Source organism: Kitasatospora sp. NPDC088742, from assembly GCF_055584905.1.
The window spans coordinates 1-21,368 of record NZ_JBVJLD010000033.1; the positions used below are offsets into that span (position 1 = coordinate 1).

The 21,368-nt window shown below is 70.2% G+C and carries 23 protein-coding genes and 1 pseudogene; 20 read left to right on the forward strand and 4 right to left on the reverse strand.

The window, feature by feature from the left end; translation table 11 throughout:
• Positions 1 to 1,737: pseudogene (locus tag ACZ6ZR_RS24200) on the reverse strand (hypothetical protein); the annotation flags it as partial.
• A 65-nt stretch (positions 1,738 to 1,802) separates the two neighbouring features.
• Between ACZ6ZR_RS24200 and ACZ6ZR_RS24205 the strand changes: the two are divergent.
• The 4 genes from ACZ6ZR_RS24205 (at position 1,803) to ACZ6ZR_RS24220 (ending at position 5,793) form a co-directional block, all read left to right on the forward strand.
• Positions 1,803 to 2,537, forward strand: a complete 735-nt coding sequence (locus ACZ6ZR_RS24205; protein ID WP_465645529.1) for an SIR2 family NAD-dependent protein deacylase — start codon at positions 1,803 to 1,805, stop codon at positions 2,535 to 2,537.
• Between the two features lie 61 nt (positions 2,538 to 2,598).
• Entirely contained in the window at positions 2,599 to 3,822 is a 1,224-nt protein-coding gene (locus ACZ6ZR_RS24210) for a cytochrome P450 (RefSeq protein ID WP_465645531.1), read from the forward strand.
• Positions 3,823 to 3,833: 11 nt separating this feature from the next.
• The gene (locus ACZ6ZR_RS24215) at positions 3,834 to 4,832 is read left to right on the forward strand and encodes an ADP-ribosylglycohydrolase family protein (protein WP_465645533.1); all 999 of its coding nucleotides are present in this window, start codon (positions 3,834 to 3,836) and stop codon (positions 4,830 to 4,832) included.
• A gap of 73 nt (positions 4,833 to 4,905) precedes the next feature.
• A complete protein-coding gene (locus tag ACZ6ZR_RS24220) occupies positions 4,906 to 5,793 on the forward strand; it encodes a prohibitin family protein (protein WP_465645535.1) in 888 nt (295 codons plus the stop codon).
• Between the two features lie 154 nt (positions 5,794 to 5,947).
• On the opposite strand, the gene ACZ6ZR_RS24225 is transcribed toward ACZ6ZR_RS24220, so the two are convergent.
• From ACZ6ZR_RS24225 to ACZ6ZR_RS24235, 3 genes are all read right to left on the reverse strand, one after another.
• Positions 5,948 to 7,210: a DUF2786 domain-containing protein gene (locus tag ACZ6ZR_RS24225; protein WP_465645537.1), complete on the reverse strand. Its 1,263-nt coding sequence runs from the start codon at positions 7,208 to 7,210 to the stop codon at positions 5,948 to 5,950.
• 93 nt (positions 7,211 to 7,303) lie between these two features.
• On the reverse strand, positions 7,304 to 8,893 hold the full coding sequence (locus tag ACZ6ZR_RS24230; RefSeq protein WP_465645539.1) for a transporter: 1,590 nt from the start codon (positions 8,891 to 8,893) through the stop codon (positions 7,304 to 7,306).
• A complete protein-coding gene (locus ACZ6ZR_RS24235; protein ID WP_465645541.1) occupies positions 8,890 to 9,651 on the reverse strand; it encodes an ABC transporter ATP-binding protein in 762 nt (253 codons plus the stop codon). The genes ACZ6ZR_RS24230 and ACZ6ZR_RS24235 overlap by 4 nt, the downstream gene beginning before the upstream one ends.
• A gap of 160 nt (positions 9,652 to 9,811) precedes the next feature.
• Between ACZ6ZR_RS24235 and ACZ6ZR_RS24240 the strand changes: the two genes are divergently transcribed.
• The 16 genes from ACZ6ZR_RS24240 to rpsQ all read left to right on the forward strand — a co-directional run bounded on the left by ACZ6ZR_RS24240 (position 9,812) and on the right by rpsQ (position 21,324).
• Positions 9,812 to 10,342, forward strand: a complete 531-nt coding sequence (locus tag ACZ6ZR_RS24240) for a DUF1707 and DUF4190 domain-containing protein (RefSeq protein WP_465645543.1) — start codon at positions 9,812 to 9,814, stop codon at positions 10,340 to 10,342.
• A gap of 593 nt (positions 10,343 to 10,935) precedes the next feature.
• Positions 10,936 to 11,307, forward strand: coding sequence for a 30S ribosomal protein S12 (rpsL, locus tag ACZ6ZR_RS24245; protein ID WP_014144289.1), 372 nt, complete (start codon positions 10,936 to 10,938; stop codon positions 11,305 to 11,307).
• A 2-nt stretch (positions 11,308 to 11,309) separates the two neighbouring features.
• Entirely contained in the window at positions 11,310 to 11,780 is a 471-nt protein-coding gene (gene rpsG, locus ACZ6ZR_RS24250) for a 30S ribosomal protein S7 (RefSeq protein ID WP_030457432.1), read from the forward strand.
• Between the two features lie 39 nt (positions 11,781 to 11,819).
• Positions 11,820 to 13,922, forward strand: a complete 2,103-nt coding sequence (fusA, locus tag ACZ6ZR_RS24255; protein ID WP_465645545.1) for an elongation factor G — start codon at positions 11,820 to 11,822, stop codon at positions 13,920 to 13,922.
• A 191-nt stretch (positions 13,923 to 14,113) separates the two neighbouring features.
• Positions 14,114 to 15,307: an elongation factor Tu gene (gene tuf, locus ACZ6ZR_RS24260; protein WP_465645547.1), complete on the forward strand. Its 1,194-nt coding sequence runs from the start codon at positions 14,114 to 14,116 to the stop codon at positions 15,305 to 15,307.
• 714 nt (positions 15,308 to 16,021) lie between these two features.
• On the forward strand, positions 16,022 to 16,330 hold the full coding sequence (gene rpsJ, locus ACZ6ZR_RS24265; RefSeq protein ID WP_012785157.1) for a 30S ribosomal protein S10: 309 nt from the start codon (positions 16,022 to 16,024) through the stop codon (positions 16,328 to 16,330).
• A 14-nt stretch (positions 16,331 to 16,344) separates the two neighbouring features.
• A complete protein-coding gene (gene rplC / locus ACZ6ZR_RS24270) occupies positions 16,345 to 16,992 on the forward strand; it encodes a 50S ribosomal protein L3 (RefSeq protein ID WP_465645548.1) in 648 nt (215 codons plus the stop codon).
• A 4-nt stretch (positions 16,993 to 16,996) separates the two neighbouring features.
• A complete protein-coding gene (gene rplD, locus ACZ6ZR_RS24275) occupies positions 16,997 to 17,674 on the forward strand; it encodes a 50S ribosomal protein L4 (RefSeq protein WP_465645550.1) in 678 nt (225 codons plus the stop codon).
• Positions 17,674 to 17,994: a 50S ribosomal protein L23 gene (rplW, locus tag ACZ6ZR_RS24280; protein ID WP_030393296.1), complete on the forward strand. Its 321-nt coding sequence runs from the start codon at positions 17,674 to 17,676 to the stop codon at positions 17,992 to 17,994. Before rplD ends, rplW begins: the two co-directional genes overlap by 1 nt.
• Positions 17,995 to 18,031: 37 nt before the next feature.
• On the forward strand, positions 18,032 to 18,868 hold the full coding sequence (gene rplB / locus ACZ6ZR_RS24285; protein WP_465645552.1) for a 50S ribosomal protein L2: 837 nt from the start codon (positions 18,032 to 18,034) through the stop codon (positions 18,866 to 18,868).
• 11 nt (positions 18,869 to 18,879) lie between these two features.
• Positions 18,880 to 19,161 (forward strand): 30S ribosomal protein S19, encoded by a 282-nt coding sequence (gene rpsS, locus ACZ6ZR_RS24290; RefSeq protein WP_465645554.1) that lies wholly within the window; start codon positions 18,880 to 18,882, stop codon positions 19,159 to 19,161.
• Positions 19,162 to 19,222: 61 nt separating this feature from the next.
• The gene (gene rplV / locus ACZ6ZR_RS24295; RefSeq protein ID WP_057231334.1) at positions 19,223 to 19,570 is read left to right on the forward strand and encodes a 50S ribosomal protein L22; all 348 of its coding nucleotides are present in this window, start codon (positions 19,223 to 19,225) and stop codon (positions 19,568 to 19,570) included.
• Positions 19,570 to 20,403 carry a 30S ribosomal protein S3 gene (gene rpsC, locus ACZ6ZR_RS24300; protein ID WP_402295216.1) on the forward strand — a complete coding sequence of 278 codons (834 nt, stop codon included), beginning with the start codon at positions 19,570 to 19,572 and terminating at the stop codon, positions 20,401 to 20,403. The genes rplV and rpsC overlap by 1 nt, the downstream gene beginning before the upstream one ends.
• Before the next feature lie 5 nt (positions 20,404 to 20,408).
• Positions 20,409 to 20,828, forward strand: coding sequence for a 50S ribosomal protein L16 (gene rplP, locus ACZ6ZR_RS24305; RefSeq protein WP_184918570.1), 420 nt, complete (start codon positions 20,409 to 20,411; stop codon positions 20,826 to 20,828).
• Complete coding sequence (gene rpmC / locus ACZ6ZR_RS24310; protein WP_030393300.1) at positions 20,828 to 21,052, forward strand: 50S ribosomal protein L29; 225 nt, start codon at positions 20,828 to 20,830, stop codon at positions 21,050 to 21,052. The genes rplP and rpmC overlap by 1 nt, the downstream gene beginning before the upstream one ends.
• Positions 21,052 to 21,324, forward strand: coding sequence for a 30S ribosomal protein S17 (gene rpsQ / locus ACZ6ZR_RS24315; RefSeq protein ID WP_345286229.1), 273 nt, complete (start codon positions 21,052 to 21,054; stop codon positions 21,322 to 21,324). Before rpmC ends, rpsQ begins: the two co-directional genes overlap by 1 nt.
• The last annotated feature ends 44 nt before the right edge of the window (positions 21,325 to 21,368 follow it).

Genomic DNA, 21,368 nt, shown 5'->3' on the forward strand with positions numbered 1-21,368 from the left:
CGTGGCCCGGGCGGAGTCCGTCGTGGCGGTGGAGAGTTCGACCTCCAGCGGGGCGAACCAGGCGGCCGCCTCCACGAGATCGGCGATACCGGGGGCGCGGGGAACCGCGCGCGGCGGAACAGGCGGACCCGTGTGCCGGGTACGGACGTTCACTTGCAAGTGGGTCTCCGCGCCCGGCACACCGGTCGTCTCCTCCCGCTGCGCGCAGTTCCCCGCGCCCCCGGGGCTGTCGCCTTGGTCCCCCGAGCGGTCCCCTGCGGCGGCGGCCAGTGCGGCGAGCAGGCTGCGGCGGAGCGGTACGGCCGTCCGGTCCTGAGGCGTCGTCAGGGCGACCTCCGGGCCGCCGTGCTCGCGGCCGAAGACCTCCGGCGTGACCGTCCAGGCCGCGATCAGCGGCAGCAGCCGGTCGGCGGGGGAGGCGGCCAGCCAGGCGTCGTACCGCGCGGTCGGCAGCAGCTGCGCCGCCGGTGCGGGTGCGGGCCGCCGTCCTCGTCGGACCGGCGCGGCGGGCTGCTCCAGGTGCGGGGCGAGCAGCCCGGCGTTGGCGGCGAGGTCCAGCCACAGGCGGGTCCGTACCTCCCCGGCGCCGGTCTCCTTCGCCAGCCGGGCGGTGTCCCGGACGGCGATGCCGCCCGCCTTGCGGAGCGTCAGCGGCCGGGCGGCGACCGCCCGCAGCAGGACCTCCACCCGGGAGGCGGTGGCGGTCGCGGCGGCCTGAGCCTCCGTCAGCGCCGCACCCGCCAGCGCCGTACCCGTCAGCGCCGCCCCCGCCAGTGCCGCCTCCGCGCCCGCCCCCGGGGCCACGGCCGGCGGGTCCGGGTCGAAGGGCAGCGGCTGCGACGGGTCGCGCAGCGCCAGCCCCACCTCGTACGGCAGCTCGACGAGGCCCGGCCCCGCCGGCGCCAGCAGGCCCCGCGCCGCCGCCCAGGCCACCGCCGGATCGCCGGAACCGACCGGCGGGAAGTGGTACCTGGTGAACGGGCCGGGGTCCTTCGAGCGGAAGTGCCCGCTGCTCAGCCGAGGTGAGCCGAGCGCCGGTGCGGCCAGCGAGGCCAGCAGCCGGGCCGTCTCCGGCGGCGCCCCGGCGACCAGCTCCCGTACGGCGGCCGGATCCCGCAGCAGTGCCACGACGTCCCGCTGCGCCTCCTCCCGGCTGCGCGCCGGGCCGAGCCCCAACGTGTCCTCCACCGAACGGACTTCGGCCGCCAGGTAGGCCTCGGAGTACAGCACCTCGGCCGGGCGCCCGTACCCGAGCAGGCCGCCGGACGGCCGGTGCAGCACGGCCGGCACGACCAGCAGCTTCCCGTGCGGCAGCAGCAGCGCACGCTCGGCCAGGCCGTCGAGCAACGGCAGTGCCCGTTCGCCGAACTGACCCAGCGCGGCGGCGAGTTCGGCCCGCTCCACGGCCCGGTCGGACGGTTCCAGGTCCTCCGTCGCGGCCCACCCGCCCGGGCGGCGGCCCGCGAAGCCGGTCAGCACCGGCCCGGCGGCGTCGGCGACCGGCCCGTACCGGCGCTCGGCGAGGACGGCCACGGCGGCCAGCACCTGGAGCTGCGCCCGGTCCAGCCCGGTCAGGGCCAGCCGTACCGAGGGGGCGGTGAGCAGCAGCCCGGCCAGCTGCCGCGGATCGGCGGAGCCGGTGCCTCCGTGCGGCAGGCCGCGCCGCTCCAGCAGGAGCGTCAGCTCCTCCGGGGTGCGCCGGGTCAACCACTTCACCAGGGCCGCTGCACTGTTCACCGTCTCACCGTAGCCGCTGGAAACCCGCTCGCGGCCGGGGTCTGACGGGCCGTAACGTCACGCGCATGACCATCAAGCGCCCGCTCACCGCCGTCCTCACCGGAGCAGGGATCTCCACCGACTCCGGCATCCCCGACTACCGGGGCCCCCAGGGCCTCTGGCAGCGCGACCCGAGCGCCCAGCAGTTGGTCACCATCGGCCCCTACCTCGCCGACACCGAGATCCGCCGCCGGGCCTGGCTGATGCGCCGCGACGCCGGGGCGCTGAACGCCGAGCCGAACGCGGGCCACCGCGCCCTGGTCGGGCTGGAGCGCGCCGGAGTGCCGATGCGGGTGCTCACCCAGAACGTCGACGGCCTGCACCAGGCCGCCGGGCAGACCCCGCGCAAGGTGCTCGAACTGCACGGCACCGCCCGGGACGTGCGCTGCGCCTCCTGCGGCGACCGCGGCCCGATGACCGGGGCGCTGGCCCGGGTCGAGGCCGGCGAGCCGGACCCGGCCTGCCTGGTCTGCGGCGGCATCCTGCGGCCCTGCACCGTGATGTTCGGCGAGAGCCTGGACACCAAGGTGCTGGACCAGGCCGAGACCGTCTCGATCGCCTGCGAGGTGTTCGTCGCGATCGGCACCAGCCTCCAGGTCCACCCGGCCGCCGGGCTGGCCGAGGTGGCGGTGATGAACGGGGCCCGGCTGATCGTGGTGAACGGCGAGCCCACCCCGTACGACGAGCTGGCCCACGAGGTGATCCGCGAGCCGATCTCCACCGCCCTGCCCGCCCTGGTCGAACGCCTGCTGGCCGCCTGACGGCCCGTCCGGCGGTCTGCGTACGATGGGCCCTCCCCGCACAGTCAGGGAGGGCACCAGCATGGCCGAGCAGGACGTCACCGCCGCGTACGACCCGTGGTCACCGGAGTTCGTCGCGCACCCCTACGAGGCGTACGCGCGGCTGCGCGCCGAGGCGCCGGTGGTCTTCCACGAGCCCAGCGGGCAGTGGCTGGTCTCCCGGTACGCCGACGTCAACGCGCTGCTGCGGGACCGCCGGCTCGGCCGCACCTACACCCACCGGTTCAGCCACGCCGAGTTCGGCCGCCCGGAGCCGGATCCGGCGCACGAGGCGTTCCACACCCTCAACGAGCACGGTCTGCTCGACCTGGAGGGCACCGACCACACCCGGATCCGGCGGCTGGTCTCCAAGGCCTTCACCCCGCGGATGGTGGCCGGGCTGCGGCCCACCGTGGAGAAGCTGGCCGGCGAACTGGTCGACGGGCTGCTCCGGGACGGCGGCGGGGACCTGATCGCGACGGTGGCCGAGCCGCTGCCGGTCGCTGTGATCGCCGAGATGCTCGGCTTCCCGGCCGAGGACCGGCAGCTGCTGCGCCCGTGGTCGGCCGACATCACCGCGATGTTCGAGCTCAACCCCTCCGACGAGACCGCCCGCCGGGCGGTCACCGCGAGCACCGAGTTCTCCGAGTACCTGCGCGGCCTGATCCGGGCCCGCCGCGCCGAGCCCGGCGAGGACCTGATCAGCGCCCTGGTCGCGGCCGCCGACGGCGGCGACGCGCTGACCGAGCAGGAGATGGTCTCCACCTGCGTCCTGCTGCTCAACGCCGGCCACGAGGCCACCGTCAACACCACCGGCAACGGCTGGTGGGCGCTGTTCCGCAACGAGGCCGAGCTGGCCCGGCTGCGCGCCGAGCCGGAGGCCCTGCTGCCCACCGCCGTCGAGGAGTTGATGCGCTGGGACACCCCGCTCCAGATGTTCGAGCGCTGGGTCCTGGACGAGATCGAGCTCGGCGCCGTCACGATCCCGCGCGGCGCCGAGATCGCCCTGCTGTTCGGCTCCGCCAACCGCGACCCCGAGCGCTTCCCCGACCCCGACCGGCTCGACCTCGGCCGCGCCGACAACGCGCACATCACCTTCGGCGCCGGAATCCACTTCTGTCTGGGCGCCCCCTTGGCCAGACTGGAGCTGATCGAGTCGTACGGGGCACTGCTGCGACGGGCGCCCGGCCTGCGGCTGGTCACCGAGCCGCGCTGGCGGCCCGGGTACGTGATCCGGGGGCTGGAAGAGCTGCTGGTCGAGATCTAGGGGGCGGGGACATGCGGCGGGCGAGCGGCACCATGGTGGGCCTGGCGATCGGCGACGCGATCGGCAAGGACGCCGAGTTCGAGGAGTACGAGGACCTGCTGCGCGGCGCGCCCTGGCGTGAACTACCGCTCCCCGGGCGGGCGTTGGTGACCGACGACACCCAGATGACGCTGGCCCTGGCCGCCGGCCTGCGGGCCGCGCTGGAGCGCGGCCCGCTCGCCCCGCTGCGGCTGGCCAACCGGGTCCGCGAGGAGTTCGTGCACTGGTACCACGACCCGGACAACAACCGCGCCCCCGGCCGGACCTGCCTGCAGTCCTGCAACCGCCTGCGGAAGCCCGACACCACCTGGCAGCAGGCCAGTGACGTCGGCTCCAAGGGCTGCGGCGCCAACATGCGGGTCGCCCCGGTCGGCCTGGTCCCCGGCCTGACGGACCGCCAGCGCTCCGGCGCCGCGCAGCTCCAGTCCGGCCTCACCCACGGCCACCCCACCGCCCTGGCCGCCAGCGACCTCACCGCGCACACCGTCCACCTGCTGGTGAACGGCGCCGCCCCGGCCGAACTCCCCGGCCTGCTGCGGGAGTACGCGCTGGCCGCCCGGGAGCGCGGCTACGACGCGCTCTGGCTCGGCGACCTGGCCGAACGCGCCCAGGACCCCTTCCCGGAGCACTTCGCCCGGCGCGGCTGGGACGAGTGCCTGCACCAGCTCGACCGGCTGGACGCGGCGCTCGCCCACCCCGAGCCGGAGGGCGACCCGTGCGCCGTCACCGGCGAGGGCTGGATCGCCGAGGAGGCCTTCGGTACCGGCCTGCTCTGCTTCCTGCTCTTCCCCGACGACCCGGTCGCGGCGGTCCGGCGCGGCGCCGTCTCCGGAGGCGACTCCGACTCGATCGCCTGCCTGGCCGGCGCCTTCGCCGGTGCCCGCCACGGCCTGGCCGCCTGGCCGGCCGACTGGGTCCAACGGATCGAGTACCGCGAGGAGTTGCTGGCCTTCGGCGCCCTCTGGGACTGAACACAGGGCCACGTTTCGGCGAACACTGGGTGACGCACTGTCAGGGTGATCACTACGTCCCTAGGCTGCGGCCATGCTGCTGATATCCGTCATCCTGCTGGTCGTCGGCGTGGTGCTGTTCGTGCTCCGCCGGCGCGGGGTCTTCGACGGCCGGGCCTCGGTCTTCGGCGGCCTGGCCTCGGTGCTGCTCGGCCTGGGCCTCGGCCTGACCACCTTCGTCCACGTGGTCGAGCCGACCGAGGTCGGCGTCCCCACCACCCTCGGCAAGGTCGGCTCCGCCTGGCAGCCCGGCCTCCACCTCAAGTCCCCGCTCACCGACGTCACCACCTTCTCCACCCGCCCGGTCGACCTCAACCTCACCGGCGACACCACCGTCGAGGTCCGCTCCTCCGAGGGCGGCGTCCTCTACGCCGACGTCACGCTGAAGTGGTCCATCGACCCCAAGCACGCCGTCGACCTCTACAAGCTGGCCGGCAGCGAGAGCGCCGTGCAGCAGCGGCTGGTCTACTCCGACAGCCGCGAGATCATCCGCAACGTCTTCGCCCGCTACACCAACGTCGAGGGCTACAGCTCCAAGCGCGAGGCCATCAGCTCCGAGATCGACCGGCTCGTGGTCGAGCGGCTCACCCCGCGCGGCGTCGTCGTCAACGGCGTCAACCTGCGCAACGTCAAGCCCAGCGACTCCCTGCAGAAGGCCATCGAGGCCAAGATCCAGCAGGACCAGGCCACCGCCCAGGCCCAGGCCTCCGTCGCCACCGCCAAGGCCGAGGCCGAGAAGAAGAAGATCGAGGCCGAGGCCCAGGCCAACGCCAACCAGCTGCTCGCCAACTCGCTGACCGACAAGATCCTGCTCAGCCAGTGCATCGAGGCCTTCAAGGCCGCCGCCGAGAAGAACCCCGTCTACGCCAGCCCCTGCGGCACCAACGGCACCCCGGTCATCGTCGACTCCACCAAGCGCTGACCCTCGCCGGGGGCCGCGAGGGCAGGTGGTCACACCAGGGGCGCGGGGAACTGCGCGAATCGGAAGGCGGACCAGCGTGAGATCGGGGCAGTCGAGCCAGTCGCACGTGCCGCCGTTCCCCCGCGCGCAGTTCCCCGCGCCCCTGGTGTGACCACTACCGAGAGATCGACCCCGAGCGTCCGCCGAGGGCCGCGCGGTCCGCCGCCGCGCGGCCCTCGTACCAGCCGTCCGCGTTGGAGACCCGGACCCGCTGCGACGTCAGCCGCGGGAACATCCGGTCGACCGTGTGGTCCACCGCCTCCTCGCGGGCCGCCAGGGCGGGGAGCAGCCGCTCGTCCTGCACCGGCCGCTCCGTCACGGTCCCGTCCTCGCCGACCCGGTGCCCGGCGACCGCCTCGGCCGTGGCGGTGGCGAGCCGTTCGCGGATCCGCGCGGCGTAGGCGATCAGGAAGGACTGCCGGAAGGACTTGGTGCGGGCGGCGCCTTCCTTGTGGTGCCGGCTGCCGGCCCGCTGCATGGCGGCGGTGGCCTGCACCAGCAGCGAGGTGTAGAGCAGCTCCACCGCGTCCAGGTCGGAGTCGAAGCCGATCACCGTGCAGAAGCCGAACTCCTTGGCCCACACCGTCCGGCACCGGTTGGCCGTCGCCACCGCGTCCAGCAGCATCGCCTTGGGGCTCTCGTACGGGTTGTCCACCCCGATCCGCACCGCGCCCGGGGTGCTCGACGAGGCCTGACCGGCCGTCAGCAGCGCCTCGTCGATGCTGTGCTGGGCGATCAGCTGCTGCGCCTTCGCGGTGAGCGCCTCCGCCTCCTCCGGGTACTCGGTGGACTCGGCCTTGGCCAGCAGCGCCCGGATCCGGGACAGCATCTTGGGCTCACCGGGCACCGGCCCGGTCATCCGGTGCTCCACCGGCCCGGCGGCGCCCGGCGCGGGGCCGACCGGCGTCACGGGGGGCAGCAGCGACCAGAGCCTGATCAGTTCCAGCGCCGCGGTGGCCAGCGCGAAGCGGTCCAGCCGGTGCTTGGCGGCGTACTCCGCGAGGTAGCCGCCGTCGCCGTCCCACCACACCTCGGTGGCGAGTTCGCGCAGCTGCTCGTGCCAGCGCCGGTCCAGCGCGGCGGCCGGGTGCCTGCGCTGCTCGGCGGCGATCAGGTCGATCCCGAGCTGCTGGTGGACGGGGCCGAGCTCGCGGCGGACGACCCGGGCCAGGTCGGCGGGGCGCCAGCCGACCGTCCAGGCGCGGCTGACGGTCCGTTCGGCCTGGGCCACCAGGGCCCGGCTGACCTCGGACCAGTCGGCGGCGGCGAGCAGCGAGGCCCCGGTGTCGAGCGCGAGGTCGAGCCGCCCCGGCTCGGCGCCCGTCACCTGGGCGACGGCCTGCGCGACCAGGGCTTCGGCGGTGGACTGCTGGGGCATGGGGAGCTGCCTCGCAAAGAAAGGAAAAGGGGGGACCACAGCAATGATGCCGGAGCGGCAGCGCCGCCCCGGCATCGTCACCAGAGGTACCGCTCAGCGCTCGATCGCCGTCGCCAGGATCTCCGGCAGCCGCTCCAGCAGCCGGGCGGCGGCCAGCCGGGTGCCGAGCAGGGCGAAGAGCCCGCCGTACACCAGCCCGCCCGGCAGCAGCGTCCACTCGGGCAGCACCAGCAGCAGCAGCGCGACCGGTGAGGCGACCAGCGCGGCCAGGAGCATCGAGCCGAAGGTGTTCAGGATCACCAGGCCGCCCTGCCCCGGCGCGGCGTTGCGCATCGGGTTGGAGTCGGCGGGCAGCGCGAACGGGGCCAGCACGCTGAGCAGCGCCCCGGCCCCCACCCCGGCCCCGAGCCCGGCGAACGCCAGGCCGAGGGCCGGCAGCCACTCGGACCACTTCCCGGTGGCCACCGCCAGCACCAGCGAGAGCACCAGCGTCACCGGCACCGCGTACGAGAGCACCCCGTACGCGCGGCCGCGCAGCTCGTCCCGGGCGTCGGCCGGGGTGGCCAGGGTGGCCGAGACCATCCAGAACGCCGAGCCGTCCATGCCGAACAGGTTGACCATCTGCAGCCCGAGCATCAGCCCGGTGAAGGAGACCAGGTACACCGTGGCCCAGCCCTGCACCAGCGAGAGCACGCACATCACCAGCGTCATGCCGATGCTGGTGAAGACGGCCGCCTTGGCCCGCGGCTCGCGCCAGGCGTACCGCAGGTGACGCTGCATCACCGCGCCGACCCGGCCCGCCGGGAAGAAGTCCCGGGTGGAGCGGCCGACCTGACGGGTGGTGATCAGGGTGGAGGAGTCCGCGGTGACCATCAGGTCCACCAGGCTCCGCCGCCACCAGCGCAGCAGCAGCACCAGCAGCGCGGCGGTGGAGGCCAGCTGGAGCAGCGCCAGCGGCACCGACTCGCCGGCGGTGCGGCCCGCGTCCAGCGCGGCGACCGGGGGGATCCAGCGCAGCACGGCGGCGAACGGCTCCAGCGGGGAGAGGTCCAGCCCCTTCTCGCCGGGCTTGCCGAGGACCGACTGCGAGACCAGGTTGCCGACCTGGATCAGCAGGGCGAACAGCAGGCCGCCGAAGATGGCGAAGTCCTTGCCCCGGCGGCTGGAGAGCAGCTTGGCGTTGCCCGCCGCCACCGCCCGGGAGAGCGTCACCAGGGTGAGCACGGTCAGCGGCACCCCCACCACGGCGAACGGCACCGAGACCGCGCCCGCCGAGCCGGCCACCGCCGCACCGCTCAGCATCACCAGCGCGATCACCGGGCCGGGCCCGATCAGCGCGCCCAGCAGGGTGCCGCGCAGCATCGCCGCGGGCCGCAGCGGCAGCATGGTCAGCCGGGTCGGGTCGGCCGCCTCGTCGCTGCTGAACAGGAAGAGGGGGAGCGCGCCCCAGCCGATCACCATCGAGGTGGTGAGCATCACGGCGGCGTCCCCCGCGCCGGAGTGCCCGCGCAGGAAGGAGAAGGCGGTGGCGATCAGCGCGGTGACGGCCAGGCCGAGCAGCGAGCCGATGACGTACAGCGCCCGCCGGCCGCGGCTGCGCTTCAGCCCGTTGGCGAGCAGCCGGAGCTTGAGCCGGACGAGGGTGCGGACGACCACCGCGTCCGGGGTGACGGTGGCGCTCACCGGGCTTCGCCCAGCCAGTCCAGGCCCTCGCCGGCCTCCTCGCGGACGCCGATCAGCTCCAGGAAGGCGGAGTGCAGCGAGCGCTCGCCGCGGACGGCGTCCAGCGGGCCCTGGGCGATGACCTGACCCGCGTTCACCACCGCGACCCAGTCGCAGAGTTGCTCCACCAGCTCCATCACGTGGCTGGAGAAGACCACGGTGGAGCCGCTGGCGGCGTACCGCTTGAGCACCCCGCGGATGGTCTGCGCGGAGACCGGGTCGACTCCCTCGAAGGGCTCGTCCAGGAAGAGCACGTCCGGGTTGTGCAGCAGCGCGGAGGCCAGCCCGATCTTCTTCCGCATGCCGGTGGAGTAGTCGGCCACCAGCTTGTCGGCGGCGGGCAGCAGGTCCAGCACGGTGAGCAGTTCCTCGGCGCGGCGGTCCACCTCGGCACCGGGCAGCCCCCGCAGCCGCCCGTTGTACTGGAGGAGCTCGCGGCCGCTGAGCCGTTCGAACATGCGCAGGCCCTCGGGCAGGATGCCGATCCGGGCCTTCACGCTGACCGGATCGGCCCAGACGTCGGCGCCGTGCACCAGCACGGTGCCCTGGTCGGGGCGGAGCAGGCCGGTGGCCATCGAGAGGGTGGTGGTCTTGCCGGCCCCGTTGGGGCCGACCAGTCCGATGAAGGAACCGGCGGGCAGGTCCAGGGTGAGGCCGGCCACGGCGGTGTGGTCGCCGAAGCGCTTCCACAGGTCGTGGATGCTGACGGCAGGTGTCATGAGCGCACTCCTAGGTACGGGTCTACCGTCAGCTTTTCAGAGGAACCCCGGCCGGCGGCACCCTTCGAACGGCGGGAAGTGATCATGGTCCGTCCGGGTGAAGCCGCAACTGCCGGCCGGTGTCGTTCGTCATGCTGACTGGGGGACAGGAGGAGGACTGATGAACGTCCAGCCATGGGGTCCGCAGTACCCGCAGCAGCAGCCGGGCCAGCAGGACGCCCAGCTGGGGATGCGGGCCGGCCACACCGACCGCGAGCGGGCGGTCGACGTACTCAAGGCCGCGTACGCGGAGGGCCGGCTCTCCGCCGACGAGTACGGCCAGCGCTTCGAGGCGGTGCAGCGGGCCAAGACCTACGGTCAACTCGCCTACCTGGTCTCGGACCTGCCGGTCGGCCCGGCCCCGACCCCGATGGTGGTGCCGATGGTCGCGGTCACCCCGGTGCCGCCGCCGTACTTCCCGCCGGCCCGGGCGAGGACCAACCCGCTGGCCGTGACCTCCCTGGTGCTCGGACTGTTGTGCCTGCCGAGCCTCGGGATGACGGCCGTGCCGGCCCTGGTGACCGGCCATCTGGCGAAGGGTCAGATCCGGCGCAGCCGCGAGGAGGGCGACGCGATGGCCACCGCCGGCCTGGTGTTCGGCTGGATGGCGGTGTCGCTCTGGGTGCTGGCGCTGATCGGCATGGCCGGCTAGGGCCTGTCTCCTTGGTGGGGCCTGGCGGGCGTCGTTGGAGTGCGTGCCTCGCCGGCTCTCGTCAGTCGCCGATGCTCCGCATGGACTCTCCCCCAGCCTCCGGCCGGGAGGTGCCCCCACCCAGCCTTCGGCATCCCAGCCTCCGGCCGGGAGGTGCCCCCACCCAGCCTTCGGCATCCCAGCCTCCGGCCGGGAGGTGCCCCCTTCTCGGCGCCGCCGAGGCACGCACTCCAACGACGCCCGCCCATCGACCCCACCAAGGAGACAGGCCCTAGGCCTGACCCGTGCGGCCCCGGCCACCGCCCGTGACCGGCTCGGTCACGGGCGGAGCTGCGGCGTTGCATTTGTTTTGACCGGCGCGGATGCGCTAGGTACGCTCTGACCTTGTGCCTGGGGTGTCCCCGGGTCCTTGTGCGTGCCAGCAGACCGGCCGCAGTGCCGGAGCGGTTCACCGCTCCGTGAGCGCCGTCACTGCACATCCATGGATTCCGTTCCTCGAACGAGGCTCAACACACCCGACCGCGTGGGTCGGAGAGTTGAGGACATCACAGGTTAGTTTTACGCAGCCTTGGCACACAGAAAACGGAGAAACGGTGCCTACGATCCAGCAGCTGGTCCGAAAGGGCCGGCAGGACAAGGTCGAGAAGAACAAGACGCCCGCGCTGAAGGGTTCCCCTCAGCGCCGCGGTGTTTGCACGCGTGTGTACACCACCACCCCGAAGAAGCCGAACTCCGCGCTTCGCAAGGTGGCCCGTGTGCGCCTCACCAGCGGGATCGAGGTCACCGCCTACATTCCGGGCGAGGGCCACAACCTGCAGGAGCACTCCATCGTGCTGGTTCGCGGTGGCCGTGTGAAGGACCTTCCTGGTGTCCGCTACAAGATCATCCGCGGCTCGCTCGACACCCAGGGTGTCAAGAACCGCAAGCAGGCTCGTAGCCGCTACGGCGCCAAGAAGGAGAAGTAAGAATGCCTCGTAAGGGTCCTGCCCCGAAGCGCCCGGTCATCATCGACCCGGTCTACGGCTCGCCGCTCGTGACCTCGCTGGTCAACAAGATCCTGCTCCACGGCAAGCGTTCCACTGCCGAGCGGATCGTCTACGGCGCCCTCGAGGGCGTCCGTGAGAAGACCGGTGCCGACCCCGTGGTCGCCCTCAAGCGTGCGCTCGAGAACGTCAAGCCCACCCTTGAGGTGAAGTCCCGCCGCGTCGGTGGCGCCACCTACCAGGTGCCGGTCGAGGTTCGCCCGGGCCGCGCCAACACCCTGGCCCTTCGCTGGCTGGTCGGGTACTCCCGCGCCCGTCGTGAGAAGACCATGACCGAGCGTCTGCTCAACGAGATCCTCGATGCCTCCAACGGCCTCGGTGCTTCCGTGAAGCGTCGCGAGGACACCCACAAGATGGCCGAGTCCAACAAGGCCTTCGCGCACTACCGCTGGTAGTCCCAACCCCGTCACTAGACAGAGAGAGAACGAGCCACCATGGCTGCAACCTCCCTTGACCTGGCCAAGACCCGGAACATCGGGATCATGGCCCACATCGACGCGGGCAAGACCACCACCACCGAGCGGATCCTGTTCTACACCGGTGTGTCGTACAAGATCGGTGAGGTCCACGATGGCGCTGCCACCATGGACTGGATGGAGCAGGAGCAGGAGCGCGGCATCACGATCACGTCGGCCGCGACGACCTGTCACTGGACGCTCGATGACAGCGACCACACCATCAACATCATCGACACCCCGGGTCACGTCGACTTCACCGTCGAGGTGGAGCGTTCGCTCCGCGTGCTCGACGGTGGCGTGACGGTGTTCGACGGCGTTGCCGGTGTGGAGCCCCAGTCCGAGACGGTGTGGCGTCAGGCCGACCGTTACGGCGTCCCGCGCATCTGCTTCATCAACAAGCTGGACCGCACGGGCGCGGACTTCTACTTCTGCGTGCAGACCATCGTGGACCGCCTCGGCGCCACCCCGCTGGTCATGCAGCTGCCGATCGGTGCCGAGGGCGACTTCGCCGGCGTCGTCGACCTGGTGAAGATGAAGGCGCTGGTCTGGTCCGCGGACGCCCCCAAGGGCGAGATGTACGACACCGTCGACATCCCGGCCGACCTGGCGGAGAAGGCCGCTGAGTACCGCGAGGCGCTCATCGACACCGTCTCCAACGTCTCCGACGAGGTGATGGAGCTCGCCCTCGAGGGCGAGGACATCCCCGAGGAGATCCTGGTCGCCGCGATCCGCAAGGGCACGCTGAACTCGGACTTCACTCCGATCTTCTGCGGCTCGGCGTTCAAGAACAAGGGCGTCCAGCCCCTGCTCGACGCGGTCGTCAAGTACCTCCCGTCGCCGCTCGACATCGACGGCATCGAGGGCACCAAGCCGAACAGCGACGAGAAGATCATCCGTCAGGCCTCTGACGATGAGCCGCTGGCCGCCCTGGCGTTCAAGATCATGTCGGACCCGCACCTGGGCAAGCTCACCTTCGTCCGCGTGTACTCCGGTCGCCTGGAGTCCGGCACCTCGGTGCTGAACTCCGTCAAGGGCAAGAAGGAGCGCATCGGCAAGATCTACCGCATGCACGCGAACAAGCGTGAGGAGATCGAGTCGGTGGGCGCCGGCGACATCATCGCCGTGATGGGTCTCAAGCAGACCACCACCGGCGAGACCCTCTGCGACGAGAAGCAGCAGGTCATCCTCGAGTCCATGGACTTCCCGGCCCCGGTCATCCGCGTGGCCATCGAGCCGAAGTCCAAGGGCGACCAGGAGAAGCTGGGTGTCGCCATCCAGCGTCTGGCCGAGGAGGACCCGTCCTTCCAGGTCAACACCGACGAGGAGACCGGCCAGACCATCATCGCGGGCATGGGCGAGCTGCACCTCGAGGTGCTGGTCGACCGCATGCGTCGTGAGTTCAAGGTCGAGGCCAACGTCGGCAAGCCGCAGGTCGCGTACCGCGAGACGATCCGCAAGGCCGTCGAGCGCATCGACTACACGCACAAGAAGCAGACCGGTGGCTCCGGTCAGTTCGCGAAGATCCAGATCGCGATCGAGCCGATCGAGTCCGGCGAGGGCTACGAGTTCGTGAACAAGGTCACCGGTGGCCGCGTTCCGCGCGAGTACATCCCGTCGGTCGACGCCGGCTGCCAGGAGGCCATGGAGTTCGGTGTCCTCGCCGGCTACCCGCTCCAGGGTGTCCGCGTGACCCTGCTCGACGGTGCCTCGCACGACGTCGACTCCTCCGAGCTCGCCTTCAAGATCGCCGGTTCCATGGCGTTCAAGGAGGGTGCTCGCAAGGCCGGCCCGGCCCTGCTGGAGCCGATGATGGCCGTCGAGGTCACCACGCCCGAGGACTACATGGGCGACGTGATCGGCGACATCAACTCTCGTCGTGGCCAGATCCGGTCCATGGACGAGCGTCACGGTGCCCGCGTCGTTTCGGCGCTGGTGCCTCTCTCCGAGATGTTCGGCTACGTCGGTGACCTGCGCAGCAAGACCTCTGGTCGCGCGAGCTACTCGATGCAGTTCGACTCGTACGCCGAGGTTCCGCGGAACGTGGCGGACGACATCATCGCCAAGGCCAAGGGTGAGTGACGTCCCGACAATCGGGATGTTCGTAACCCCTTAGGCTATTAGGAGGCGAACCTGGGGGAATCCACCCGGATTCCCCCAGGTTCCCTCCGGCCCCCACCCGCGGGACGGCATGGGCGCAGCCCGTACCCAATCCCGATCAAAGACCAACTGACGTCAGCACGGCGTACAGAACTGTCCTCAGGAGGACTGCAGTGGCGAAGGCGAAGTTCGAGCGGACGAAGCCCCACGTCAACATCGGCACCATTGGTCACATTGACCACGGTAAGACGACCCTTACCGCGGCCATCACCAAGGTGCTGCACGACGCGTACCCGGAGATCAACCCCTTCACGCCGTTCGACCAGATCGACAAGGCGCCGGAGGAGCGGCAGCGCGGTATCACCATCTCGATCGCGCACGTCGAGTACCAGACCGAGGCGCGTCACTACGCCCACGTCGACTGCCCGGGTCACGCTGACTACATCAAGAACATGATCACCGGTGCGGCCCAGATGGACGGTGCGATCCTCGTCGTCGCCGCCACCGACGGCCCGATGCCGCAGACCAAGGAGCACGTCCTCCTGGCCCGCCAGGTCGGCGTCCCCTACATCGTCGTCGCCCTGAACAAGGCCGACATGGTGGACGACGAGGAGATCCTGGAGCTCGTCGAGCTCGAGGTCCGCGAGCTGCTCTCCGAGTACGACTTCCCGGGCGACGACCTGCCGGTCGTCCGCGTCTCGGCGCTGAAGGCGCTCGAGGGCGACGCCGAGTGGGGCCAGAAGCTCCTCGGCCTGATGGAGGCCGTGGACGAGGCCATCCCGACCCCGGCCCGTGCCGTGGACCAGCCGTTCCTGATGCCGATCGAGGACGTCTTCACGATCACCGGTCGTGGCACCGTCGTCACCGGCCGCATCGAGCGTGGTGTCCTCAAGGTCAACGAGACTGTCGACATCATCGGCATCAAGGAGACCAAGACCACCACCACGGTCACCGGCATCGAGATGTTCCGCAAGCTGCTCGACGAGGGCCAGGCGGGCGAGAACGTCGGTCTGCTCCTCCGTGGCATCAAGCGCGAGGACGTCGAGCGCGGCCAGGTCATCATCAAGCCCGGTTCGGTCACCCCGCACACCGAGTTCGAGGCCCAGTCGTACATCCTGTCGAAGGACGAGGGTGGCCGTCACACCCCGTTCTTCAACAACTACCGCCCGCAGTTCTACTTCCGTACCACGGACGTGACCGGCGTCGTGACCCTCCCCGAGGGCACCGAGATGGTCATGCCGGGCGACAACACCGCCATGACGGTCGTGCTGATCCAGCCGATCGCCATGGAGGAGGGCCTCAAGTTCGCCATCCGTGAGGGTGGTCGCACCGTCGGCGCCGGCCAGGTCACCAAGATCAACAAGTAATTGTCGATCTGACCTTCGGTCATCAGAGGGCCTGCTCCCCGTCCAAGAGGACGGAGGGCAGGCCCTCTGCCGTTCGCCGAGGGCTCCTGGGCCCCCGGAGCGCACGGCCGGCGCCGGAGCCTCCGTACGCGGCCTCCAGGGCCTCCGCCGGCCTGCTCCTGCCCGTCGCACCCGCGGCCTGGGCGCGATTGGCCACCGAGGGCCGAACTGCCGTGCCGTGAGCCCGAGTTGGTGCCCGTGGGGGCGCGTGGCGCGGATCACGCGCTGCTCCGATTGGCATCCAGCCTGCCGAATGTGGCAGGATGTCCTAGTTGCTCGGTTGAGTTGCCGATGCTGCGCGCCTCCCGCCGGGAGGACTGGAAGCGAGTCCCAAGTACTCGTCGTTCCCGTGATGGCCGTTCATATTCCCATGTGCTTTATGTGGGCGTAGTGGTGTGTAGTCGACACCGCGGCAGCTGCGGGGCGGACGTACGGGAATCTTCCGGGAAGCGTGGGCAGGGCCTCGACCCGGCGCCTGGCGGGTGCAAGACCTCGCCGATCCCGATGTACCGAGACCGAGAAGGCGTGACCTTCCCGGTTTCTTGTAAGCGAGAGGGCGACACGCCCGAGCGCGGGGGTCGGAGAAGCAACCACCCGGGGGCGCCACCGGACCAAGCCACCCGGCAGGGTCCGGCCGTAGAAGCGACAGACGACACAAAGGACTACTGAGTAGCCATGGCGGGACAGAAGATCCGCATCCGGCTCAAGGCCTACGACCACGAGGTGATTGACTCCTCGGCGAAGAAGATCGTCGAGACCGTCATTCGCACTGGTGCGCAGGTCGCGGGCCCGGTGCCGCTGCCCACTGAGAAGAACGTTTACTGCGTCATCCGCTCGCCGCACAAGTACAAGGACTCGCGCGAGCACTTCGAGATGCGCACTCACAAGCGTCTGATCGACATCCTCGACCCGACCCCGAAGACCGTTGACTCGCTGATGCGCCTCGACCTTCCGGCCGGCGTCGACATCGAGATCAAGCTCTGAGAGGCACGACGAAGATGGCAAAGCAGATTAAGGGCATCCTGGGCGAGAAGCTCGGCATGACCCAGGTCTGGGACGAGAACAACCGGATCGTTCCGGTGACCGTCGTCAAGGCCGGGCCGAATGTCGTGACCCAGGTTCACACCGCTGACAGCGCTGCCGGCTACGACGCCGTGCAGATCGGCTTCGGCGAGATCGACCCCCGCAAGGTGAACAAGCCCCTCGCGGGCCACTTCGCCAAGGCCGGTGTCACCCCGCGCCGCTTCCTGGTCGAGCTCCGCACCGCGGATGCTTCCGAGTACACCCTCGGCCAGGAGATCACCGCTGAGCTGTTCGAGGCGGGTGTCAAGGTCGACGTGACCGGCACCTCCAAGGGCAAGGGCTTCGCCGGTGTCATGAAGCGTCACAACTTCCGGGGCCTCGGCGCCGGTCACGGCGTGCAGCGCAAGCACCGTTCGCCCGGCTCGATCGGTGGCTGCGCCACCCCGGGTCGCGTGTTCAAGGGCATGAAGATGGCCGGCCGGATGGGCCACGAGCGCGTGACCACCCAGAACCTGACCGTCCATGCCGTTGACGCGGAGAAGGGGCTGCTCCTCATCAAGGGCGCAATCCCGGGTCCGAACGGCGGCCTCGTCCTCGTCCGCACTGCGGCGAAGGGGCTGTGAGGATATGAGCACCATTGACATCCTGTCGCCCTCGGGCGACAAGGCCGGCAGCCTCGAGCTGCCTGCTGAGATCTTCGACGCCAAGGTCAGCGTCCCGCTGATGCACCAGGTCGTCGTGGCGCAGCTCGCTGCGGCCCGTCAGGGCACCCACAAGGTCAAGTCCCGTGGCGAGGTGCGAGGCGGTGGCCGCAAGCCGTACCGCCAGAAGGGCACCGGCCGCGCCCGTCAGGGCTCGACCCGCGCTCCGCAGTTCGTCGGCGGTGGCGTTGTCCACGGCCCGCAGCCGCGTGACTACTCGCAGCGGACCCCGAAGAAGATGATCGCCGCCGCCCTGCGCAGCGCGCTCACCGACCGGGCCCGTCACAGCCGCATCCACGTCATCACCGACGTGGTCGCGGTCGAGGCCCCGTCGACCAAGGCCGCCAAGGGTCTGTTCGGCAAGATCTCCGAGCGCAAGAACGTCCTCCTGGTCGTCGAGCGCGAGGACGAGCTGGGCATCAAGTCCGCTCGCAACCTGCCGAACGTGCACATCCTGGACGCGGGTCAGCTGAACACCTACGACGTGCTCGTCTCCGACGACGTGGTCTTCACCCAGGCCGCCTTCGAGCGTTTCGTGGCCGGTCCGGCCGCGTCCGCCAAGGCTGTGGCTGCTGAGGGCGAGCTCGAAGGGAGCGCCGCCTGATGGCTGCAGAGATCACGAGCAAGACGTTCACGGACCCCCGTGACGTCCTGGTGAAGCCGGTCATCTCGGAGAAGAGCTACTCGCTCCTCGACGAGAACAAGTACACGTTCGTCGTGTCGCCCGGTGCCAACAAGACCCAGATCAAGCAGGCCGTCGAGGCGGTCTTCTCGGTCAAGGTCGAGTCCGTCAACACGCTCAACCGTCAGGGCAAGCGCAAGCGCTCCAAGACGGGCTTTGGCAAGCGCAAGGACACCAAGCGCGCCATCGTGACGCTGGCTGAGGGCAACCGTATCGACATCTTCGGTGGTCCGACCTCCTGACGGAGGACTCGGATCGTCGTTAAGGACGAGGACGAAAATGGGTATCCGCAAGTACAAGCCGACTACGCCGGGCCGTCGTGGCTCCAGCGTGGCCGACTTCGTCGAGATCACGCGGTCCACGCCGGAGAAGTCGCTGGTTCGCCCGCTGCACAGCAAGGGCGGCCGTAACAACGCCGGTCGTATCACCGCTCGCCACCAGGGTGGCGGTCACAAGCGCGCCTACCGTGTGATCGACTTCCGTCGTCACGACAAGGACGGCGTGCCGGCCAAGGTCGCTCACATCGAGTACGACCCCAACCGCACCGCGCGCATCGCGCTCCTGCACTACGCGGACGGCGAGAAGCGCTACATCATCGCCCCGCGCGGCATCGCCCAGGGTGACCGGGTCGAGAACGGCCCCGCGGCCGACATCAAGCCGGGCAACAACCTGCCGCTGCGCAACATCCCGGTCGGTACCACCATCCACGCGGTGGAGCTGCGTCCCGGTGGCGGTGCCAAGATGGCCCGCTCCGCCGGTTCCGGCATCCAGCTGCTGGCGCGTGAGGGCAAGATGGCGCACCTGCGCATGCCCTCCGGTGAGATCCGCCTGGTCGACGCGCGTTGCCGCGCGACGGTCGGCGAGGTCGGCAACGCCGAGCAGTCGAACATCAACTGGGGCAAGGCCGGCCGTATGCGCTGGAAGGGCGTCCGCCCGACCGTGCGTGGTGTGGCCATGAACCCGATCGACCACCCGCACGGTGGTGGTGAGGGTAAGACCTCCGGTGGTCGCCACCCGGTCTCGCCGTGGGGTAAGCCCGAGGGCCGTACCCGTCGCCCGAACAAGGCGTCGGACAAGCTCATCGTGCGCCGCCGCAAGACCAACAAGAAGCGCTAGGAGCAGGTCAGATGCCGCGCAGTCTCAAGAAGGGCCCCTTCATCGACGGCCACCTTCTCAAGAAGGTGGACGTGCAGAACGAGGCGGGCACCCAGAACGTCATCAAGACCTGGTCCCGCCGCTCCGTGATCGCCCCGAGCATGCTCGGTCACACGATCGCGGTGCACGACGGCCGCAAGCACGTCCCGGTGTTCGTCACCGAGTCGATGGTCGGCCACAAGCTCGGCGAGTTCGCCCCCACGCGCACCTTCAAGGGGCACGTGAAGGACGACCGCAAGTCGAAGCGCCGCTAGTCGCTCCGCGAGCTTCAGCGCCAGCACGACTCAAGTGACTTACTCCATTAAGGGGACAACCATGGAAGCCAGGGCCCAGGCGCGGTACATCCGCGTCACGCCCATGAAGGCCCGCCGCGTGGTGGACCTCATCCGTGGCATGAGTGCCACGGAGGCCCAGGCGGTCCTGCGTTTCGCTCCGCAGGCTGCCACCGTGCCGGTCGGCAAGGTGCTCAACAGCGCCATCGCCAACGCCGCGCACAACTACAACCACTCCAACGTGGACGACCTCGTCATCAGCGAGGCGTACGTTGACGAGGGCCCGACCCTGAAGCGGTTCCGTCCGCGTGCCCAGGGCCGTGCCTACCGGATCCGCAAGCGGACCAGCCACATCACCGTGGTCGTCAGCAGCAAGGAAGGGACCCGGTAATGGGCCAGAAGGTTAACCCGCACGGGTTCCGTCTCGGCATCAGCACGGACTTCAAGTCCCGCTGGTACGCCGACAAGCTGTACAAGGACTACGTCAAGGAAGACGTCGCCATTCGTCGCATGATGACGAAGGGCATGGAGCGCGCCGGCATCTCCAAGGTCGAGATCGAGCGCACCCGCGACCGCGTCCGCGTTGACATCCACACCGCTCGCCCCGGCATCGTCATCGGTCGCCGTGGCACCGAGGCCGACCGCATCCGCGGCGACCTCGAGAAGCTGACCGGCAAGCAGGTCCAGCTGAACATCCTCGAGGTCAAGAACCCCGAGCTGGACGCCCAGCTCGTGGCTCAGGGCGTCGCGGAGCAGCTGTCCTCGCGCGTCTCCTTCCGTCGTGCCATGCGCAAGAGCATGCAGGGCACCATGAAGTCGGGCGCCAAGGGCATCAAGGTCCAGTGCTCCGGTCGTCTCGGCGGCGCCGAGATGAGCCGTTCGGAGTTCTACCGCGAGGGTCGTGTGCCGCTGCACACCCTTCGCGCGAACGTCGACTACGGCTTCTTCGAGGCCAAGACGACCTTCGGCCGCATCGGCGTGAAGGTCTGGATCTACAAGGGCGACGTCAAGAACATCGCCGAGGTCCGCGCTGAGAACGCTGCTGCCCGCTCGGGCAACCGTCCGGCCCGCAACGACGCCCGCCCCGCGCGTGGCGGCGAGCGCGGTGGCCGTGGCGGCGAGCGCGGTGGCGCCCGTGGCGGTCGTCGTCCCGCGAACACCGAGGCTCCGGCCGCGGTGACCGCCGAGGCGCCGGCCGTCGAGAGCACCGGAACGGAGGCCTGACCGACATGCTGATCCCCCGTCGGGTCAAGCACCGCAAGCAGCACCACCCGAAGCGCCGCGGCGCTGCGAAGGGTGGCACCGAGCTCGCGTTCGGCGAGTACGGCATCCAGGCGGTCACCCCCGCCTACGTGACGAACCGGCAGATCGAGTCCGCTCGTATCGCCGTCACCCGTCACATCAAGCGTGGCGGCAAGGTCTGGATCAACATCTACCCGGACCGTCCGCTCACCAAGAAGCCCGCCGAGACCCGCATGGGTTCCGGTAAGGGTTCTCCGGAGTGGTGGATCGCCAACGTTCACCCGGGTCGGATCATGTTCGAGTTGTCCTACCCGAACGAGAAGATTGCTCGTGAGGCGCTCACCCGCGCTGCTCACAAGCTCCCGATGAAGTGCCGGATTGTCCGGCGCGAGGCAGGTGAGAGCTGATGTCGGCCGGCACCAAGGCTGCTGAGCTGCGCGAGCTGGACAACGAGGGTCTCGTTGCGAAGCTCCGCGAGGCCAAGGAGGAGCTGTTCAACCTCCGCTTCCAGGCGGCGACCGGGCAGCTCGACAACCACGGACGGCTCAAGCTCGTCCGTAAGGACATCGCGCGGATCTACACCCTGATGCGCGAGCGCGAGCTGGGCATCGAGACGGTGGAGAGCGCCTGATGACTGAGAACACCAACGAGACGCGCAGCTTCCGCAAGACCCGTGAGGGTCTCGTCGTCAGCGACAAGATGGACAAGACCGTCGTCGTCGCCGTCGAGGACCGCGTCAAGCACGCGCTGTACGGCAAGGTCATCCGCCGTACGAACAAGCTGAAGGCGCACGACGAGGCCAACGCCTGCGGCATCGGCGACCGGGTCCTCCTCATGGAGACCCGCCCGCTGTCCGCGACGAAGCGCTGGCGCGTCGTCGAGATCCTCGAGAAGGCCAAGTAACGAAGCCGATGTGGTACGGCCGTATGTGCCCGGTGTCGCAAGAC

Excerpts from the sequence above, each read along its gene's own strand:
- ACZ6ZR_RS24205 (WP_465645529.1), top strand. The coding sequence starts at position 1,803 with ATGACCATCAAGCGCCCGCTCACCGCCGTCCTCACCGGAGCAGGGATC.
- ACZ6ZR_RS24210 (WP_465645531.1), top strand. The coding sequence starts at position 2,599 with ATGGCCGAGCAGGACGTCACCGCCGCGTACGACCCGTGGTCACCGGAG.
- ACZ6ZR_RS24215 (WP_465645533.1), top strand. The coding sequence starts at position 3,834 with ATGCGGCGGGCGAGCGGCACCATGGTGGGCCTGGCGATCGGCGACGCG.
- ACZ6ZR_RS24220 (WP_465645535.1), top strand. The coding sequence starts at position 4,906 with ATGCTGCTGATATCCGTCATCCTGCTGGTCGTCGGCGTGGTGCTGTTC.
- ACZ6ZR_RS24225 (WP_465645537.1), bottom strand. The coding sequence starts at position 7,210 with ATGCCCCAGCAGTCCACCGCCGAAGCCCTGGTCGCGCAGGCCGTCGCC.
- ACZ6ZR_RS24235 (WP_465645541.1), bottom strand. The coding sequence starts at position 9,651 with ATGACACCTGCCGTCAGCATCCACGACCTGTGGAAGCGCTTCGGCGAC.
- ACZ6ZR_RS24240 (WP_465645543.1), top strand. The coding sequence starts at position 9,812 with ATGAACGTCCAGCCATGGGGTCCGCAGTACCCGCAGCAGCAGCCGGGC.
- rpsG (WP_030457432.1), top strand. The coding sequence starts at position 11,310 with ATGCCTCGTAAGGGTCCTGCCCCGAAGCGCCCGGTCATCATCGACCCG.
- fusA (WP_465645545.1), top strand. The coding sequence starts at position 11,820 with ATGGCTGCAACCTCCCTTGACCTGGCCAAGACCCGGAACATCGGGATC.
- rpsJ (WP_012785157.1), top strand. The coding sequence starts at position 16,022 with ATGGCGGGACAGAAGATCCGCATCCGGCTCAAGGCCTACGACCACGAG.
- rplC (WP_465645548.1), top strand. The coding sequence starts at position 16,345 with ATGGCAAAGCAGATTAAGGGCATCCTGGGCGAGAAGCTCGGCATGACC.
- rplD (WP_465645550.1), top strand. The coding sequence starts at position 16,997 with ATGAGCACCATTGACATCCTGTCGCCCTCGGGCGACAAGGCCGGCAGC.
- rplW (WP_030393296.1), top strand. The coding sequence starts at position 17,674 with ATGGCTGCAGAGATCACGAGCAAGACGTTCACGGACCCCCGTGACGTC.
- rplB (WP_465645552.1), top strand. The coding sequence starts at position 18,032 with ATGGGTATCCGCAAGTACAAGCCGACTACGCCGGGCCGTCGTGGCTCC.
- rpsS (WP_465645554.1), top strand. The coding sequence starts at position 18,880 with ATGCCGCGCAGTCTCAAGAAGGGCCCCTTCATCGACGGCCACCTTCTC.
- rplV (WP_057231334.1), top strand. The coding sequence starts at position 19,223 with ATGGAAGCCAGGGCCCAGGCGCGGTACATCCGCGTCACGCCCATGAAG.
- rpsC (WP_402295216.1), top strand. The coding sequence starts at position 19,570 with ATGGGCCAGAAGGTTAACCCGCACGGGTTCCGTCTCGGCATCAGCACG.
- rplP (WP_184918570.1), top strand. The coding sequence starts at position 20,409 with ATGCTGATCCCCCGTCGGGTCAAGCACCGCAAGCAGCACCACCCGAAG.
- rpmC (WP_030393300.1), top strand. The coding sequence starts at position 20,828 with ATGTCGGCCGGCACCAAGGCTGCTGAGCTGCGCGAGCTGGACAACGAG.
- rpsQ (WP_345286229.1), top strand. The coding sequence starts at position 21,052 with ATGACTGAGAACACCAACGAGACGCGCAGCTTCCGCAAGACCCGTGAG.